This window comes from Nocardioides sp. Root122, assembly GCF_001425025.1.
GTDB lineage: Bacteria > Actinomycetota > Actinomycetes > Propionibacteriales > Nocardioidaceae > Nocardioides.
In genome coordinates, this window is record NZ_LMDE01000011.1 from 289,788 (window position 1) to 306,346 (window position 16,559).

A 16,559-nucleotide genomic window follows, 5' to 3' on the forward strand; every position below is an offset into this window, starting at 1 on the left:
AACCGACATGTCCAGCCAGACGCCCGAGGTCGACGTCGACCGGCTCGCCGCCGCCATGGATGCCGGTGCCCAGCTCGTCGACGTCCGCGAGCGCGGCGAGTACGCCCAGGTCCACGTCCCCGGTGCCCGGCTGATCCCCATGGGACAGCTCGCCGCGCGCCTGGACGAGCTGGACAGGTCCGCGCCGGTCTACGTCATCTGTGCCACCGGAAACCGCTCGAAGGCCATGACCGACCTGCTGCGCGCGCAGGGCTTCGACGCCAGCTCCGTCGCCGGCGGCACGCAGGCATGGCTCTCGTCCGGCCGAGCGGCCGACTCCGGCCTCTGATCTCCGGCCCACCCACTCCGTCCCCACCGAACTCCCGTCGAAGGAGACATCGTGACCGACCACCGCACCGAGCTCACCATCGTTCCGATCGAGACCCCGTCGCTGGGTGACCGCAGCTATCTCGTCCACGACGGCGAGGTCGCCTTCGTCATCGACCCGCAGCGCGACATCGATCGCGTGCTGGACCTCCTCGAGGAGCACGGCGTGCGGCTGACCCACGTCTTCGAGACCCACATCCACAACGACTACCTCACCGGTGGCCTCGCGCTCGCGCAGCGCACCGGTGCCCAGTACCTCGTCAATGGCGAGGACGACGTGTCCTTCGTCCGCACCCCCGTGGCGGACGGACAGGTCGTCGAGGTGGGTGGACGTATGCGCGTCACTGCGCTGGCGACCCCCGGCCACACGTTCACCCACCTCTCCTACGCACTGACCGACGTGCCGACCGGCACGGACAGCGGCGAGCAGGTCGCGGTGTTCTCGGGCGGCTCGCTGCTCTACGGCGCCACCGGTCGCCCCGACCTCCTCGGTCCCGAGCACACTCACGACCTGGTCCGTCACCAGCACGCCTCCGCGCACAGGCTGGCCGAGCTGCTGCCCGACGACGCCGAGGTCTACCCGACCCATGGCTTCGGGTCCTTCTGCTCCGCCACCCAGTCGGATGCCACGTCGTCGACGATCGGGCAGGAGAAGAAGTCCAACCCGGTCCTCACCCAGGACGAGCAGACCTACATCGAGGAGCTCCTGGCCGGTCTCGGCCCGTGGCCGACGTACTACGCCCACATGGCACCGACCAACGCCGACGGGCCGTCCGAGCCCGACCTCTCACTGCCCTCGGTCGCCGACGCAGCCGAGCTGCGTCGCCGCATCGAGGCCGGCGAGTGGGTCGTCGACCTGCGCACCCGCACCGCGTTCGCCGCCGGCCACGCGCCGGGCACCCTCAACTTCGGCCTCGACGGCGGCTTCGCCACCTACCTCGGCTGGCTGATCACCTGGGGCACCCCGATAACCCTCCTCGGCGAGACCGCAGAGGACGTCGCCCAGGCGCAGCGCGAGCTGGTCCGCATCGGCATCGACCGCCCCGCCGCCCACGCCACCGGCGGCCCCGAGCAGTGGAGCGACGGCTCGCTGTCGTCGTTCCCCACCGCCACGTTCGCCGACCTCGCCCAGGTCCGCCACCACCGCGAGATCGTCATCCTCGACGTCCGCCGCGCCGACGAGCACGACCAGGCCCGCATCGACGGCGCCGTCAACATCCCCATCCACGAGCTCCCCCAGCGCCTGGCCGACGTCCCGGCCGGCGAGGTGTGGGTCCACTGCGCCGGCGGCTACCGCGCCTCGGTCGCCGCGTCCTTCCTCTCCGCCGCCGGCATCAAGCTCGTCGCCGTCGACGACAGCTTCGACAACGCCGAGAAGGTCGGGCTCCACCTCGTGGGACCCCAGGCGTGAGCCTCGCGCTCCTCGCCGCCGTCGTCGCCGGCGCGCTCATCGGGCTCAGCCTCGGAGCGCTCGGCGGCGGCGGCTCCATCCTCGCCGTCCCGGTGCTCCTCGCGCTCGGGCAGACCGCGTCCCAGGCCACGACCGGCTCCCTGGTCATCGTGGGCGTCACCTCCCTGGCAGGTGCCGTCACGGCCCACCGCGCCGGCAACGTCCTGCTCGCCCGTGGTGCCGCGTTCGGCGTGGTCGCCATCGGGGGCGCCGTCGTGGGTGCCCACGCGTCCGCGGCAGTGCCCGAGGCGGTGCTGCTGGGAGCCTTCGCCGTGCTCATGCTGGTCGTGGCCGCCCTGATGACGGCCCGGCAGCTGCGCAGCCGCCGCGGCGCCTCCGCGGGCTCGCACGTCGACCGGCCCCGGCTGGACGACCCCATCATCACCTTCAGCCCGACCTTCATGTGCCAGTGCCCCCGCGCGCTCAAGGTCCTCGTCACCGCCACCGCGGTCGGCCTGCTCACCGGGTTCCTCGGCGTCGGCGGCGGGTTCCTCGTCGTCCCCGCCCTGACCCTCGCCCTCGCGCTCCCCATGGGCTACGCCGCCGGCACCTCGCTGGTCGTCATCACCATCACCAGCACCGCCGCCCTCGCCACCCGCGCCGGCAACGGCATCGCACCCGACTGGTGGCTCGTCGCCGCCCTCACCGTGACCGCCGTCGCCGGATCCGTCGCCGGAGCCCGGCTCGCCGCACGCACCGACACCGCCAAGCTCTCTGCCGCCTTCACCGCCCTGGTGCTGCTGGTCGCCGCCTACACCGCCGCGACAGCAGTACCCGCCCTCATCTGACCCTCACCTGACCTCCTCCCCCCCGCACACCCCCCGACACAGAAACGAGTCCCGCTCATGACGTCGACGGCCACCCGCCGCCACGCCCAGCCCGCCCCGGACGACGCCGACCCCTACGGCATCGGCTACCGCCCCGGCCCCCTCGGCCGCCTCGGCCTGTGGGTCACCCACCACCGCAAGGCCACCGCCCTGGTCTGGCTGCTCCTCGTCATCGGCCTCGGCGCCTTCGCGCCCAAGGTCGAGGCCAACCTCTCCGGCGCCGGCTGGCAGGCCGACGGCTCCGAGTCCGTCGCCGTGCGCGAGCTCGCCACCGACAGCTTCGGCGGCAACGCCAGCTCCGCCATCCAGGTCGTCATCCACTCCACCGACGGCCCCGTCACCAAGGGCTCCGGCGCCGCCGTCATCGACGAGGTCACCACCATCCTCGAGGACGAGCCGCGCATCGCCGACGTCATCGCCCCCCAGCCCGGCGCCACCCTGAGCCAGGACGGCGAGACCGCCGTCATCCTCGCCGGCGCCGGAGCCGACCCCAACGAGATGGTCCGCGTCGCCGACGACCTCAAGGGCGAGCTCGAGGCCCTCTCCGGGAACGGCATCGAGGTCAACCCCACCGGCGCCTCCCTGCTGTGGTCGGACTTCAACGAAGCCAACCTCGACGCCATGCTCAAGTCCGAGATGATGTCATGGCCCGTCACCGTGGCCATCCTCGTCCTCGCCTTCGGCGCCCTCGTCGCCGCCGGCCTCCCGCTCATCCTCACCCTCGCCGGACTCGTCGCCTCCGCCGGCTCCCTGGTGCTCATCAACGAGCTCATCCCCGTCTCCATCTGGGCGATGAACTTCGCCATGATGTTCGCCCTCGCCCTCGGCATCGACTACGCGCTGTTCCTCGTCGTCCGCTTCCGCGCCGCCCGCATGGGCCACCACGAGACCCCACGCCAGGCCATCGCCGAGACCATGGACACCGCCGGCAAGGCCGTCCTGCTCTCCGGCGCCACCGTGCTCGTCTCCCTGACCGCCGTCATGCTCGTACCCTCACCCGCATTCCGGTCCATGGCCGGCGGCATCATGCTCGCCGTCGTCTTCGTCCTCGCCGCCACCCTCACCCTGCTGCCCCTCGTGCTGTTCAAGCTCGACGACCGCATCAACAAGGGAGCACTCAAGTGGGTCCACACCGGCGAGCACCGCTCCCCCAAGTTCGCCGCCTGGGGCGAGCGCCTGTGGAAGCGCCCCCTCGCGTTCGGCCTCGCCTCCCTGATCGTCCTCCTCGCCCTCGCCGCACCCGTCCTGGGCCTCAAGACCGCCATGCCGTCCATCCAGGTCCTCCCCGACGACGCCAGCGCCCGCGTCGGCTACAACCAGGTCAAGGACGCCTTCGGCGACGGCGCCCCCGGCACCCTGCAGATCATCGCCGACGCCTCCGACGCCGAGGCCACCACCGAGGTCCTCACCGACGACCCCGGCATCGCCGGCGCCATGCCCGCCCAGCCCGCCCAGCCCGCCACCGACGACACCGGAGCCGACACCGACCTGGTGCTCATCCAGGCCGTCCCGACCGTCGACCCCTCCGACCCCGAGCTCGCCGACACCGTCGACCGACTCCGCGCCGACCTCCCGGACTCCGCCATCGTCGGCGGCGCCGCCGTGGAGAACCTCGACCTCAAGACCCAGCTCGACGACTCCACCCCACTCGTCATCGGCGTCGTGCTCGGCCTCGGGTTCCTGCTCCTGCTCATCGCCCTGCAGGCCCCGCTCATCTCGCTCCTCGGCACCCTCGCCAGCCTGCTCTCCACGGCCGCCGCCTTCGGTGTCGCCCGCCTGGTCTTCCAAGACGGCATCGGCGCCGACCTGTTCGGCTTCGAGTCCCAAGGCTTCCTCGACGCGTGGGCACCGGTGTTCTTCTTCGCGATGATCTTCGCCATCGCCATGGACTACACCGTCTTCCTCCTCGCCTCCGCCAAGGAGCACTACGAGAAGTCCGGCGACCCCAAGGAAGCCATGGTCGGCTCCCTCGCCCACTCCGGACGCGTCATCTTCGCCGCCGGCGCCGTGATGGTCGCGGTGTTCTTCACCTTCGCGCTCTCCGGCCCCCTGCCGCCGAAGGAGATGGGCATCGTCCTCGGCGTCGCCGTCCTCCTCGACGCATTCCTCGTCCGCCTCGTCCTGCTGCCCGTGCTGCTCCGCCTCACCGGCAAGGCCGCCTGGTGGACCCCGCGATGGCTCACCCGGGTCCTGCCGAACATCACCTTCTCCCACGGCTGAGCGCCCAACTCCACCCCAACCCCGACAAGCACCCACACGAACCAGATCCTCCCCAAGACCCACAGAACGGAGTCACACCATGTGCCGACCGACCACCTGCAAGACCTGCAAGAAGACCACCTGGGCCGGCTGCGGCCAACACATCGGACAAGTCAAGGCCATGGTCCCCAGCAACCAGTGGTGCAACGGGCAGCACACCCCCGCCGAGGTCGCAGCCGCGAAGGCCGCCCGGTCGAGCCAGACCGGCAACGGCGGCTTCCTGTCACGGCTCCTCGGCCGCTGACCCCCTGACGGGGTGGGGGACGCACACCCCCGGCGTCCCCCACCCTCCCCCCGCACCGCCCACCTCGAACGGACCCCCTCCCGCATGAACCTCGACCGCGCCGTGCTCGCCCTCGCCGGCACCATGACCCTCATCAGCGCCCTGCTCGCCACCCTCGTCTCACCGTGGTGGCTCCTGCTCACCGCGTTCGCCGGCCTCAACCTCCTCCAGTCCGCCGTCACCGGCATCTGCCCGGCAGCGGCCGTCCTCCGCCGCTTCGGCATCACCTCGGGGTGCGCCTTCCGCTGACCGGCCGGGCGGTGCCGGCGCTGCGGGCCAGGAACCGCGCAAACCGACGACCTCGACGTACGCCCTACCGCCGGGCGAGCTCCGCCGCTGCTGCCCGGGCCGAGGGACCGACGCCCGCCAGCGTCGCGGATGCGGGGCCGGTCCAGTCGCCGTAGCCGACCAGGTGCAGGCGTGGCTCGGCCAGCGCCTGGGTCCCGGACGGTCCGCCGAGGGGGATGCGACCACCCGTGGTCAGCCCCAAGGGACGTAGGTGACGCAGGGCGGGGCGGAAGCCGGTGCACCAGATGATCGTGTCGCACTCCTGGGTGGTGCCGTCCGCCCAGGCGACGCCGTCGCTCGTGAGCCTGGTGAACATCGACTGGGCGTGCAGGACGCCGCGGTCGCGGGCGTCCCTGACGCTGGCGACCATGACGATGTCGCCCAGGCCGGCGACGCCGGCATGCTCACGCCCCTGCTCGAGCGCCTCGATGCGTGCGCGGGCGGTCGCGAACAGCACCCGCCCGTCCACGTCGTCGGGCAGGAACCGCGGCGGCCGGATGGTGACCCAGGTGGTCTCGGCGACCGTGGAGACCTCGGCGAGGATCTGTGCCGCCGAGTTTCCACCGCCCACGACGACGACGCGCTGACCGTCGAGCTCGTCCGGAGAGCGGTAGCTGGCCGCGTGCAGCTGCCGACCCGTGAACGTGCGCATCCCGGGATAGGTCGGCCAGAACGGCCGGTCCCAGGTCCCCGTCGCGGAGACGACAGCGCGGGCCGACAGGGCGAGCCCGGGCGCATCGACGACCAGCCGGCCGCCGCGTCGGTCGTCGGCTCGGCGCACGGACTCCACGCGGTGCGGTCGCACGACCCGCAGGTCGTAGCGGTACTCGTACGCGGCCAGGTACGCCACCACGTGGTCGCGGGGCGGGAAGCCGCGCGTGGCGTCGTCCCACGGCGGCATCATCCACCCGGGCAGCGACGAGAACCCGGCCGGGGAGAACAACCGCAACCCGTCCCACGTGCGCGGCCACGCCCCACCCGGCCGATCAGCTGCGTCAAGGACGACGAAGTCGCGGCCCGGCACCAGGCCGGCGCGCCGCAGGTAGAACCCGGTCGCCAAGCCGGCCTGTCCTCCGCCGATGACCACGACGTCGACCTCGGGCGTGGACCCGCTGCCTCTCGCGCGGGCCTCGGCCGCGATCCGGTCATGCTCGATCGGTTGCTCCTCCCACGTGCCTGGGTCGTCAGCATCCCACTCCCGCCTGCGAACGCTCCCGAGACCGGGTTCGCGACGCCTGCGACGCACGTGCCGTTCGGGTCAGGTGGGGAGGGACGGCGCGACCGGGCCGTGGACCCGGCGACCGGGCACGCAGCCGCAGGTCAGGGCCTGCATCCGTCTCATGCCATTGCGGGAGCCCCGCCGGCTGCGAGTGCCGTGACGTCCTCGGTGGTCATCGGCTGTCCGCCGATGCCCCAGTCACCGCTCGCCACCTCCTCGACGACGACCCAGGTGACCGCGCGCATGTTCTCTCCCTCGATCGACACCATTGCGTCGGTCAGGCGCCGGACGACCTCCTGCTTCTGCTCGGGGGTGAAGACGTTCTCGATGACCTTGACGTTGATGAAAGGCATGGTTGTCTCCAGTTCGTAGTGGGGCTCCTCCTGGCTCGGAGAAGACACCGACGGAACCCGCCGGCCGTGCAGCTCGGGCGTCCCGCCCTGCGCTTCCTCACTGACGCTAGGAGCCCGGCACATCAGCAGCAATACGAGAAGAGTCGTATTGCGGAAGGGCATCGGCGGGCCGCCGACCCGACCCTCGGTCGGCGGCCCGGAGCCCGAGGACATCACACTCGAGGACTTCGCCAGACCCATCGCGCAATGCGAGAGGCCCTCACAGTCAGACTGTGAGGGCCTCTCGAACTTTGTAGCGGGGGCAGGATTTGAACCTGCGACCTCTGGGTTATGAGCCCAGCGAGCTACCGAGCTGCTCCACCCCGCGTCGGTGAACAGAACATTACAGGGGTGGTCCGGGTGAACCCAAATCGGGGTCAGCCGGCGAGGCGTACGGCCTCCTCGATCAGCGCGCGTCCCTCCTCCACCAGCCGCGCCCACTTGACCGTGTTGCCGGCCTTCTGCGCGGCGTCGGCCTCGGTGAACTTCGCCTCCGCCTGCACCAGCAGCTGCCGGATCTGGGCCTGCGTGCCGCCGGGGGCGGGGGTCGTCGGGGTCTCGGTCGGCGTCTCCGACGGCGAGGCGCTGGGCGTCTCGGTCGGGGTGGGCGTCGTGGTGGGGGTGCTCGACGTGCCGTCGAGCGAGTCCTCGATCGCGTCGCGCAGCGTCTCGCCGATGCCGACGCGACCCTGGTAGGACACCAGCACGAACCGCAGGATCGGGTACGCCGACTCGTCGTCGCGCCGCGTGTAGAGCGGCTGGGCGTACATGAACGAGTCACCGATCGGCAACGTGAGCAGGTTGCCGAAGATCGGCTTCGCGTCACCCTGCGTGAAGCTCAGCAGCTCCTGGCGCACCTCCTCGTCCGTGCTGAGCGCCGCGGCGATCAGGCGTGGTCCGTCGGTGCGGGTGTCGGGCAGCTCGAGGACCGAGATCTTGCCGTAGTCGTCGCTCGTGGCATCGCTGTTGACGCTCATGAACGCGGCCAGGTTGTCCTTCTCGCGCGGCACGTAGACCGAGGTCAGCGACCACACGGGTTCACCGTTGGTCTCCGAGAACAGGCGGTACGGCGGCTGGAGCCGGCTCGCGGCCTGCGGGTCCTTCGGGACCTCCCAGCGGGTCGAGCCCTCGAACCAGTCGGCAGCCGAGGTCTCGTGGTAGCGCTGGAACTGGTAGCGCTGCGCCTTGAAGAGGTCCTCGGGGTAGCGCAGGTGGGACCGGAGCTCGTCGGGGATCTCGTCGCGCGCCTTGATCAGGCCGGGGAACACCTCGTCCCACACCTTGAGGATCGGGTCGGTGTCCTCCCAGGCGTAGAGGTTCACCGTGCCGTCGTAGGCGTCGACGGTGGCCTTGACCGAGTTGCGCATGTAGTTGATCTCGTCGGTCGGCAGCGTCTGGAAGCCGTTGTTCTGCTGCAGCGAGTCGTCGGTCATCGTCTCCAGCGACTCGCGCTGCGACAGCGGGAACTTGTCGGTGACGGTGTAGCCGTCGAGCACCCACTGGATCCGGCCGTCGACCACGACCGGGTAGGGGTCGGAGTCGACCGTCAGCCACGGCGCGACCTTCTCCACCATGGTGCGCGGGTTGCGGTCGTAGAGGACCTTGGAGTTCTCGTTGACACGGCTGGAGAGCAGGAAGTTGGGCTCGCTGAACTTCACCGCGTAGAGCAGCTTGTGGAACAGGTCGCCGACGGGGACGCCGCCCGTGCCGGTGTAGGTCGTCTCCTGGTTGGACTCGCTGCGCGCACCCTGGGGCAGGTCGAGCTCGACGTCGCCGCCGTTGCCGGTCTTGCCCACGATGCTGTACGACGGGCTCTTCTCGCCGTAGTAGACGCGGGTCTCGTAGCCGTCCGGGCTGAGCCGGGTCAGGGCGTCCTCGTTGGCCTCCTGGCCCTCCGCCCACTGGATGCTCAGCGACTGGCTCGAGTCGTCCTCGGGACGCTGGTTGGCGTACGCCGCGATGACGCCGTTGCCGTGCGTGTAGACCGTGTGGAGGTTCGACCAGTTGCGGTCGCCCTCCGCGATGCCGTTCTGGTCGAGCTCGCGGACACCGAGGACCACCGCGCGGTCGTTGCCGTCGATCTCGTAGCGGTCCACGTCGAGCACGTCGCTGACGGAGTAGTAGGCGCGGACCTGCTGCTGCTGCTCGAAGACGTCACTGACCACCTTGGGGTCGACCAGCGGCACGCTCGCCGTCATCCCGTCCAGCTCGTCGACCCGGCCGCCTCCGGTGATCGGGGTGCCGCTGACGGCACCGACATCGACCTGGTCGAGCGCGTAGGCCTTGCGCGTCGCGTCGATGTTCTCCTTGATGTAGGGGCCCTCGCGGTCGGGCACGTTGGGGTTCACCCGGATCGCCTGGACCAGCGTCGGCACGATCAGGCCGAGGATGATCGCCGACAATGCGAAGAGCGCGACGCCCACCGAGGGCAGCAGCCAGGTGCGGCGCCAGATGTTGGCGAGGAAGAGCACCGCGCACACGATCGCGATGCCGGCCAGGATCTCCTTGGCAGGCAGCACGGCCTTGTCGTCGGTGTAGCCCATGCCGGTGAAGATCGACCCGGAGTTGGTCACCAGGTCGAAGCGGTCGAGCCAGTAGTCGACGGCCTTGGCCAGCACGAACAACGCCAGGAACGCCGAGACCTGGATCTGGGCGGCGCTGGTCAGCCGCTCCCCCGGCCGGGCCGAGAGGCGGATGCCGCCGAAGAGGTAGTTCATCAGGATCGAGGCCAGCAGCCCGACGACCGCGAGCGCCATCACGAAGTCGACGACGTAGTGCCAGAACGGCAGGTCGAAGACGTAGAAGCCGACGTCCTTCTTGAAGTAGGGGTCGGTGCTGCCGAAGGACTGGCTGTGGCGCCACATCGAGTAGTTGCGCCACTGACCCGTGGCCGACGCGCCCGCGAACAGCCCCATCACCACGGCTGCGACGCCGATGACCCAGCCCATCCGGGGTGCCAGCAGCTGGCGGTAGCGGTCCATCCCGTCGTCGGGCATGCCGGGCATCCCCGGCCACAGCACCGGCCGGAACCGGTAGGCCATCGACATCGCCAGCGCCACCGTCGCGCCCATCAGGCCGGCGAAGACGAAGAACAGCCCCACGCGGGTGAGCAGGAGGGTGCTGAAGACCTCGCTGTAGCCGACCGAGCGGAACCACAGCCGCTCGGTCCAGAAGGACGCGAAGCCGCTGAGCAGCATGAACGCGAGGATCAGCACGATGGCGGTGATCACCAGCGCGCCGGGGCGCCGCGAGGTCGGCGCCGGTCGCGGCGGGGTCGGTCGGGGGTTGTCGAACGGAGTGCTCATGCCGGGTCCCTGCTCAGGTGTTCTCGGTCGGGGTGTCGTGCAGTGTCGCGTGAAGAAGCTCGAGGAGCCCGGGCACCAGCTCGGTGCCGTTGACCACCGACATCTCGTCGTCGTGGGCGCGGAGCCGGAGGGCGCAGTACGACGCCCCCGCGCGGGTCACGCCGGCCACCATCCGGACCTCCTGCCGGTCCGGGTGCTCGCGGGCGAACAGCTCGGCGGCCGCCGGGTCGTCGGGGATGTCGTCGTCGACGTCGGGGGGCAGCACCAGCCGCTCGATCACCGCGGCGCACCCGGCGACGGTCTCGGGCCAGGCGATCGAGTGGAGGGCGTCCTCCAGCTCCTGGCCGGGCGGCAGGCCGTCCTGCTCGATGGGGGTGAGCGACCCGTCGTCGCCCGGGCCGTCGATCGACATCATCGCGGCGAGCGCAGGCTCCTGCGCCACCAGCTCGGCGGTGTCGACGAGGGCGTACAACCGGGCCGGCTGGTCCCATCCGTCAGCAGCCACGTGCGCCTCGATCTCCAGCACGGCTGTCGCCAGCGCGGGGTCCTCGGGCAGGGCTTGGGTGGCGGTCGGGTCGTCGGTCATGACGCGGTGTCCTCGCAGGTCGGGAGCTCGGTGTCGTGGTCGGCGACCCAGTCGGCAAGTGTCTGGACCGCCTTGTGCATGGTCGTCGCCCTGGCCAGGCGCATGTCGCCGGTGTCGACGCCGCCGATCGCGTCGCAGTTGTCGGCGGGCACGAAGAACAGCTGCGCCCCGGCGTCGCGCGCGGCCGCGATCTTCTGCTGGATGCCGCCGATCGGCCCCACCTCCCCGGACGGGGTGATGGTGCCGGTGCCGGCGATCTCCTCGCCGCCGGTCATGGAGCCCGGCGTCAGCGTGTCGAAGATGGCCAGCGACATCATCAGGCCCGCGCTCGGGCCGCCGATGTTGTCGGAGATGTCGACGCTGACCCGGAACGGGAAGTCGAAGCCCACGCCCGGGGTGATGCCGATGCGCTTGTCGCCGTCGACCTCGCGCGGCGTCACCTCGACGGTCCGCTTCTCACCGTCACGGCGTACGACGAACGCGAGCGGCTTGCCCACCTCGGCCGCGTCGACCGCGTCGACGACGTCCTGCGCCTCCGTGATCGGCGTGCCGCCCACCTCGAGCAGCACGTCGCGCACCTCGAGCTTGCCGTCGGCGGGCAGCGAGGGGGTGACGTCCTGGACCTCGACGACCGGGTCGATCTTCTCGCCGAGCTCGGTGAGCGCGGCGGCCACGGCCGTGTCCTGGGAGGAGACCATGGCGACCGCGGACTCGCGGTCGCTGGACTCGTCGGTCTCGTCGGGGGCGTAGATCGAGGAGCGCGGCCAGACCGCGGCGTCGGGGTCGAAGTAGGCCCGCAGCAGCTCGGGCAACGAGACGTCGTCCTCGGGCTGGCTGACGTAGACCGTGGTCATCCGCAGCTCCCCGTCGTCGTAGTACGCCCGGTGGCCGGTGACCTTCACGGTCTCGGCACCGTCGGGTGCGGCGAGTATGTCGACGGTCGGGCCGGGGTAGTACGTGACGTAGGGCAGCGGCGCGAACGCAGCGGTCCCCCACAGCACGGCCAGCAGGCACAGCGCGAGCAGCCCCGCCCTGGTCCGCTGACTCATGGGCGCAACTCTCTCAAATGCCCACAACCGCGCGACCACCAGCCGACACCGGACGGCCTCTACGACGCGCGACGGTCGTCGCCGTGCCGCGCAGGGCCGGCGTTGCTCGGCCGCACCGCGATGCCCGTGCTGCGGTCGCGCGCCGGCGCCGCGGGCCGACGCGTGCCGGCCGGGAGCTCCTTGGCGAGCGCCTTGCCGAGCCGCTGGGCAGCCACGTCGCGGTCGACCTCGCGGCGTCCGTCGCGGCCGGCCCACCCCACCCACAGCATGGCCACGACCGTCACCACGGCGGCCGGCACGAGCCAGAGCAGGATCTCCACGCCCCGAGCCTAGGTGCGCAGCGGGCCTGCCGCCGGGACGCCCTACGGCGTGCCGACCCACTCCTCGGTCCGGTCGTCGAAGACCTGGTGCTTCCAGATCGGCACCTCGGCCTTGAGGGTGTCGATCAGGTCCCGCGAGGCCGCGAACGCGTCGCCGCGGTGCGCGGCCGTGGTCGCCACGACGACCGCGAGGTCGCCGATCCGCAGCTCGCCGACCCGGTGGACCGCGGCCACACCGCGTACGTCGTGGTCCTGCGCGACCCGGCGGCACACGTCCTCGAGCCGCGCGAGCGCCGTCGGGTGGGCGGAGTAGTCGAGCGCGGTCACGCCCTTGCCGCCGTCGTGGTCGCGCACCTGACCGATGAAGAGGGTCAACCCACCCGCACCCTCGTCGCCCAGGGCGTCGACGACCTCGGCCACGTCGAGCGGGGTGTCGCGGATGGCCACGAGTCGCACAGGGTCGGTCACGGGCCCGAGTCTAGGCCCGTACGCCCGTGCCGGGTCTGGGCCCGGTGGGTACCGTGGAGCCATGAGTGACACCCCCGGCGGCCCCGGTTCGTCTGGTCAGGGCCGCGACGACGACAACCCGTTCAAGGGCACGCCCTTCGAGCAGATCTTCTCGCAGATGGGCGGTTTCGGCGCCGGCGGCGGCATGCCCGACCTCAACGCGCTGATGGCGCAGATGCAGTCGCTGTTCGCTCCGCACGACGGCCCGGTCAACTGGGACACCGTCGTCGACATCGCGCGCAAGACCGCTGCCCAGGAGCCCGACCCGGCCGTGAGCCCGCTCCAGTCCGGCGCGGTCGCCGATGCCGTACGCCTCGCCGACCACTGGCTCGACACGACGACCGAGTTCCCGTCCGGCGTCTCCACCACCGCGGCCTGGTCGCGTGCGGAGTGGATCGTGGAGACCATCGACGTGTGGAAGGTGCTCGTCGAGCCGATCGCCGGCTCCGCCACCTCAGCCCTCGGACAGGCGATGCCCGAGGAGATGCGCCAGCTCGCCGGTCCCCTCATGGCGATGCTCGGCAAGGCGAGCGGCGCGATGGTGGCCTCCCAGGTGGGCGGCGGCCTCGGCGCTCTCGCCGGCGACGTGCTCAGCGCCTCCGACATCGGCCTGCCCCTCGGACCGATCGGCAAGGCGGCCCTGCTGCCGACCAACGTCGCGGCCTTCGCCGAGGAGCTGCCCGACGTGTCCACCGACGACGTGCTGCTCTACCTCGCGCTGCGCGAGGCCGCCCACCAGCGCCTGTTCGCGGGCGTGCCGTGGCTGCGTGACCACCTGATCAGTGCGGTGGCCGAGTACGGCGCGGGCATGGACTTCGACACCTCCGGCATGGAGGCCAAGCTCGCCGACATCGACATGACCAACCCGGCAGCCATGCAGGACGCGCTCGCGGGCGGGCTCTTCGACCCCGAGCCGTCCGCGGCCCAGAAGGCCGCGCTGGAGAAGCTCGAGGTCACCCTGGCGCTGGTCGAGGGCTGGGTCGACGAGGTCGTCAGCCAGGCCACGGCCGAGCGGATGCCGGCTGCCGCCAAGCTGCAGGAGACCGTACGCCGTCGCCGCGCCGCGGGCGGGCCGGCCGAGCAGACCTTCGCCACCCTCGTCGGACTCGAGCTGCGGCCCCGACGGCTGCGCGACGCCTCGACGCTGTGGGGCTCGCTGCGCACCCGTCAGGGCACCGAGGCCCGCGACGGCGTGTGGATGTCCCCCGCGCTGCTCCCCACCGCGGCCGACCTCGACGACCCGCTGGGCTTCCGCGAGGACTCGGTCGCCCCGGAGCAGCTCTCGGACGACGAGTTCGACGCCGGCCTGCGTGACCTGCTCGACGGCGGCGACGACGCGCGGCCCGCCGAGTGAGTGGTCTGCACGCCAGCGCCGTCGCGACCCTCACGATCTGGACCCCGCCGTCGCCCGAGCAGGCCGAGCACAAGGCTCGCTTCCTGGCCCACCTCGCGGCGCACGAGGACGGCCTGGCCAAGTCGTGCTTCCCCGAGCACCTCACGGCCGGCGCGATCGTGGTCTCCCCCGACGGTGACCGGGTGCTGCTCAACCACCACCGCAAGGCCGACGCGTGGCTGGCCTTCGGCGGTCACCTCGAGCCCGAGGACCACTCGCTGTCAGCGGGCGCGCGGCGCGAGCTGCTGGAGGAGTCCGGGCTGACCGACTTCCAGCTCGACCACGACCCGCTCTGCCTCGACGCGCACGCGGTGGAGTTCTGCTCCGAGCGCGGGACCGTCCAGCACCTCGACGTCCGGTTCCTGGCCGTCGCCGACCCTGCCGGCACCTACGTCGCCAGCGACGAGTCGATCGACGTGCGGTGGTGGCCGGTCGACGCCCTGCCCCCCACCTTCGACGACATGTACGCGCTCATCGACGCGGCGCTCGCCCGGGTGCGGGGCTAGACCTCGCCCTCGTCGCCGTCGACGTCTCCCCCGGGCGGGGGCTCGAGACGCGCCGCGGCCGAGTAGCCCTCGAGGTAGCCCTTGGCCTTGTCCGCGCGGGGATAGCGGTCGACCCAGGCCCAGAACGCCGGCGTGTGCCCGGCCTCGATCAGGTGGGCCAGCTCGTGCACGAGGACGTAGTCGACGACCCAGGCCGGCATCTGCTGCAGCCGGTCGCTCAGCCGGATGGTGCGGTCGCCGGGGGTGCACGAGCCCCAGCGGGCGTTCTGGTTGGTCACCCACCGCACGGACGACGGGACGGCCATCCCCCCGAGGTAGAGGTCGTTGAGCTTGCTGGCCCGTGCCACGAGGTCGTCGTCGGAGCGCACCTTGCGCCGCTCCTGCCGCTGGACCCGGGCCACCATGTCAGCCACCCAGGTCGCCTCGTCGCGCTTGCTCATCGTCGCCGGGATCAGCACCACGATCCGGTCACCGTCGCGGTAGGCCGAGACCGTGCGCCGGCGGCGGCGCGAACGGCGCACCTCCACCTCGGGCGCGGCCCCCGTGGACTGGCTCATGGCTCGAACCTAGCCGTCGCCACCCACGCCCGTACGTCGTACGCGCGGGGGCACGGGGCGGAGCAGCACGCTCAGAGCCGGGCGGACGCCCACGCGAGGAGCCGGTCGCGGGGCCAGGTGTTGACGATCCGGTCCGGATCGATGCCCGCCTCGGTGGCCCGGGCGGCGCCGTAGTCGAGCATGTCGAGCTGTCCCGGCGCGTGCGCGTCGGAGTCGATGGAGAACACGCAGCCCAGGTCGCGGGCGAGCTGGAGCAGCTTGGTCGGCGGGTCGCGCCGCTCGGGACGGGAGTTGATCTCCACCGCCACGCCCTCCTCGGCGCAGGCGGTGAACACGGCCTTCGCGTCGAACCGGCTCTGCGGGCGGACGCCGCGGTTGCCCGTCACGAGCCGTCCGGTGCAGTGCCCCAGGACGTTGGTGTGCGGGTTGCGCACCGCACCGACCATCCGTCGCGTCATCGGCTCGGGATCCATCTTGAGCTTGGAGTGCACCGACGCCACCCGGACGTCGAGCTGGCCCAGCATCTCGGGGGTCTGGTCCAGCGAGCCGTCGTCGAGGATGTCGACCTCGATGCCCTTGAGCAGCGTGAAGCGGCCGTCGAGGTGCTCGTTGACCGCGTCCACGACCCCGAGCTGGCGGGTGAGCCGTTCGGCGCTGAGTCCGTTGGCCACGCGCAGCCGGGGGCTGTGGTCGGTGAGCACGAGGTAGTCGTGCCCGAGCTCCATGGCCGTCATGGCCATCTCCTCGAGCGGCGACCCGCCGTCGGACCAGTCGGAGTGGGAGTGCAGGTCACCGCGCAGCCGGGCGCGCAGGTCCTCCCCACCGGTGGCCAGCGGTCCCGCGGTCTTCTCGAGGGCGACCAGCCGCTCGGGGACCACGCCGTGGCACGCGTCGGTGATCACCGCCGCGGTGCTCGGACCGATGCCCGGGAGCTCGGTGAGCGTGCCCGCCTCGGCACGCCGGCGTACGTCCTCCTCGGGCAGCGGCAGGATCGTGCGCGCGGCCTTGCGGAAGGCCTCGATCCGGCGGCTCTCCTCGCGCTGGCGCTCCATGAGGAACGCGATCCGGCGCAGCGTGGCCACCGGACCGCGGTCGGACTCGCCGTTCTGCGTCAACTTCTTCCCCTCCACAGGCCCGGGCCTGGCGAACGCGCAGGTCACCCGCACAGTACGGCGACCGCGCCGGGCGTGTCGCCCACAGGCCCCTCCCCTTCGACGGCCCCACCCTCCACCATCCCGGGGCCTCCGTGCAC

At 71.7% G+C, this 16,559-nt stretch carries 17 protein-coding genes and 1 tRNA gene; 8 read left to right on the top strand and 10 right to left on the bottom strand.

All coding sequences use genetic code 11. From position 1 onward, the window contains the following. Positions 1–7: 7 nt before the first annotated feature. The 6 genes from ASC64_RS14230 to ASC64_RS14255 all read left to right on the top strand — a co-directional run bounded on the left by ASC64_RS14230 (position 8) and on the right by ASC64_RS14255 (position 5,434). Positions 8–328, top strand: coding sequence for a rhodanese-like domain-containing protein (locus ASC64_RS14230; protein ID WP_056908191.1), 321 nt, complete (start codon positions 8–10; stop codon positions 326–328). Between the two features lie 51 nt (positions 329–379). Beyond that, positions 380–1,777, top strand: a complete 1,398-nt coding sequence (locus ASC64_RS14235) for an MBL fold metallo-hydrolase (RefSeq protein ID WP_056908192.1) — start codon at positions 380–382, stop codon at positions 1,775–1,777. Beyond that, positions 1,774–2,604 (top strand): sulfite exporter TauE/SafE family protein, encoded by an 831-nt coding sequence (locus ASC64_RS14240; protein ID WP_056908193.1) that lies wholly within the window; start codon positions 1,774–1,776, stop codon positions 2,602–2,604. The genes ASC64_RS14235 and ASC64_RS14240 overlap by 4 nt, the downstream gene beginning before the upstream one ends. Before the next feature lie 57 nt (positions 2,605–2,661). Further along, the gene (locus tag ASC64_RS14245) at positions 2,662–4,863 is read left to right on the top strand and encodes an MMPL family transporter (RefSeq protein WP_056908194.1); all 2,202 of its coding nucleotides are present in this window, start codon (positions 2,662–2,664) and stop codon (positions 4,861–4,863) included. 79 nt (positions 4,864–4,942) lie between these two features. Next, positions 4,943–5,146 carry a hypothetical protein gene (locus ASC64_RS14250; protein ID WP_056908195.1) on the top strand — a complete coding sequence of 68 codons (204 nt, stop codon included), beginning with the start codon at positions 4,943–4,945 and terminating at the stop codon, positions 5,144–5,146. Positions 5,147–5,230: 84 nt separating this feature from the next. Beyond that, positions 5,231–5,434: a YgaP family membrane protein gene (locus ASC64_RS14255; protein WP_056908196.1), complete on the top strand. Its 204-nt coding sequence runs from the start codon at positions 5,231–5,233 to the stop codon at positions 5,432–5,434. 64 nt (positions 5,435–5,498) lie between these two features. Here the strand turns inward: ASC64_RS14255 and ASC64_RS14260 are convergent, their stop codons facing one another. From ASC64_RS14260 to ASC64_RS14295, 8 genes are all read right to left on the bottom strand, one after another. After that, positions 5,499–6,719: an ArsO family NAD(P)H-dependent flavin-containing monooxygenase gene (locus ASC64_RS14260; protein WP_308195195.1), complete on the bottom strand. Its 1,221-nt coding sequence runs from the start codon at positions 6,717–6,719 to the stop codon at positions 5,499–5,501. 92 nt (positions 6,720–6,811) lie between these two features. Then, the gene (locus tag ASC64_RS22365) at positions 6,812–7,045 is read right to left on the bottom strand and encodes a tautomerase family protein (protein WP_056908197.1); all 234 of its coding nucleotides are present in this window, start codon (positions 7,043–7,045) and stop codon (positions 6,812–6,814) included. A gap of 293 nt (positions 7,046–7,338) precedes the next feature. Then, positions 7,339–7,412: transfer RNA gene (locus tag ASC64_RS14270), tRNA-Met, on the bottom strand. Between the two features lie 49 nt (positions 7,413–7,461). After that, on the bottom strand, positions 7,462–10,389 hold the full coding sequence (locus tag ASC64_RS14275) for a UPF0182 family membrane protein (protein WP_056908198.1): 2,928 nt from the start codon (positions 10,387–10,389) through the stop codon (positions 7,462–7,464). A 13-nt stretch (positions 10,390–10,402) separates the two neighbouring features. Next, positions 10,403–10,975: a PPA1309 family protein gene (locus ASC64_RS14280; protein ID WP_056908199.1), complete on the bottom strand. Its 573-nt coding sequence runs from the start codon at positions 10,973–10,975 to the stop codon at positions 10,403–10,405. After that, complete coding sequence (locus ASC64_RS14285) at positions 10,972–12,024, bottom strand: YlbL family protein (protein ID WP_056908200.1); 1,053 nt, start codon at positions 12,022–12,024, stop codon at positions 10,972–10,974. Before ASC64_RS14285 ends, ASC64_RS14280 begins: the two co-directional genes overlap by 4 nt. Positions 12,025–12,083: 59 nt before the next feature. Next, on the bottom strand, positions 12,084–12,344 hold the full coding sequence (locus tag ASC64_RS14290; protein ID WP_056908201.1) for a hypothetical protein: 261 nt from the start codon (positions 12,342–12,344) through the stop codon (positions 12,084–12,086). Between the two features lie 42 nt (positions 12,345–12,386). Continuing rightward, the gene (locus ASC64_RS14295; RefSeq protein WP_056908202.1) at positions 12,387–12,812 is read right to left on the bottom strand and encodes a molybdenum cofactor biosynthesis protein MoaE; all 426 of its coding nucleotides are present in this window, start codon (positions 12,810–12,812) and stop codon (positions 12,387–12,389) included. A 61-nt stretch (positions 12,813–12,873) separates the two neighbouring features. Between ASC64_RS14295 and ASC64_RS14300 the strand changes: the two genes are divergently transcribed. Then, a complete protein-coding gene (locus ASC64_RS14300) occupies positions 12,874–14,205 on the top strand; it encodes a zinc-dependent metalloprotease (RefSeq protein WP_056908203.1) in 1,332 nt (443 codons plus the stop codon). Beyond that, the gene (locus ASC64_RS14305; protein WP_056908204.1) at positions 14,202–14,750 is read left to right on the top strand and encodes an NUDIX hydrolase; all 549 of its coding nucleotides are present in this window, start codon (positions 14,202–14,204) and stop codon (positions 14,748–14,750) included. Before ASC64_RS14300 ends, ASC64_RS14305 begins: the two co-directional genes overlap by 4 nt. Here the strand turns inward: ASC64_RS14305 and ASC64_RS14310 are convergent. Next, a complete protein-coding gene (locus ASC64_RS14310; protein ID WP_056908205.1) occupies positions 14,747–15,307 on the bottom strand; it encodes a M48 metallopeptidase family protein in 561 nt (186 codons plus the stop codon). The genes ASC64_RS14305 and ASC64_RS14310 overlap by 4 nt on opposite strands. Before the next feature lie 71 nt (positions 15,308–15,378). Further along, complete coding sequence (locus tag ASC64_RS14315; RefSeq protein ID WP_056908420.1) at positions 15,379–16,422, bottom strand: PHP domain-containing protein; 1,044 nt, start codon at positions 16,420–16,422, stop codon at positions 15,379–15,381. Positions 16,423–16,559: the final 137 nt, after the last annotated feature.

Coding starts and splice junctions, on each gene's coding strand:
- ASC64_RS14230 (WP_056908191.1), top strand. CDS start 8: ATGTCCAGCCAGACGCCCGAGGTCGACGTCGACCGGCTCGCCGCCGCC.
- ASC64_RS14275 (WP_056908198.1), bottom strand. CDS start 10,389: ATGAGCACTCCGTTCGACAACCCCCGACCGACCCCGCCGCGACCGGCG.
- ASC64_RS14310 (WP_056908205.1), bottom strand. CDS start 15,307: ATGAGCCAGTCCACGGGGGCCGCGCCCGAGGTGGAGGTGCGCCGTTCG.
- ASC64_RS14245 (WP_056908194.1), top strand. CDS start 2,662: ATGACGTCGACGGCCACCCGCCGCCACGCCCAGCCCGCCCCGGACGAC.
- ASC64_RS22365 (WP_056908197.1), bottom strand. CDS start 7,045: ATGCCTTTCATCAACGTCAAGGTCATCGAGAACGTCTTCACCCCCGAG.
- ASC64_RS14255 (WP_056908196.1), top strand. CDS start 5,231: ATGAACCTCGACCGCGCCGTGCTCGCCCTCGCCGGCACCATGACCCTC.
- ASC64_RS14250 (WP_056908195.1), top strand. CDS start 4,943: ATGTGCCGACCGACCACCTGCAAGACCTGCAAGAAGACCACCTGGGCC.
- ASC64_RS14285 (WP_056908200.1), bottom strand. CDS start 12,024: ATGAGTCAGCGGACCAGGGCGGGGCTGCTCGCGCTGTGCCTGCTGGCC.
- ASC64_RS14280 (WP_056908199.1), bottom strand. CDS start 10,975: ATGACCGACGACCCGACCGCCACCCAAGCCCTGCCCGAGGACCCCGCG.
- ASC64_RS14300 (WP_056908203.1), top strand. CDS start 12,874: ATGAGTGACACCCCCGGCGGCCCCGGTTCGTCTGGTCAGGGCCGCGAC.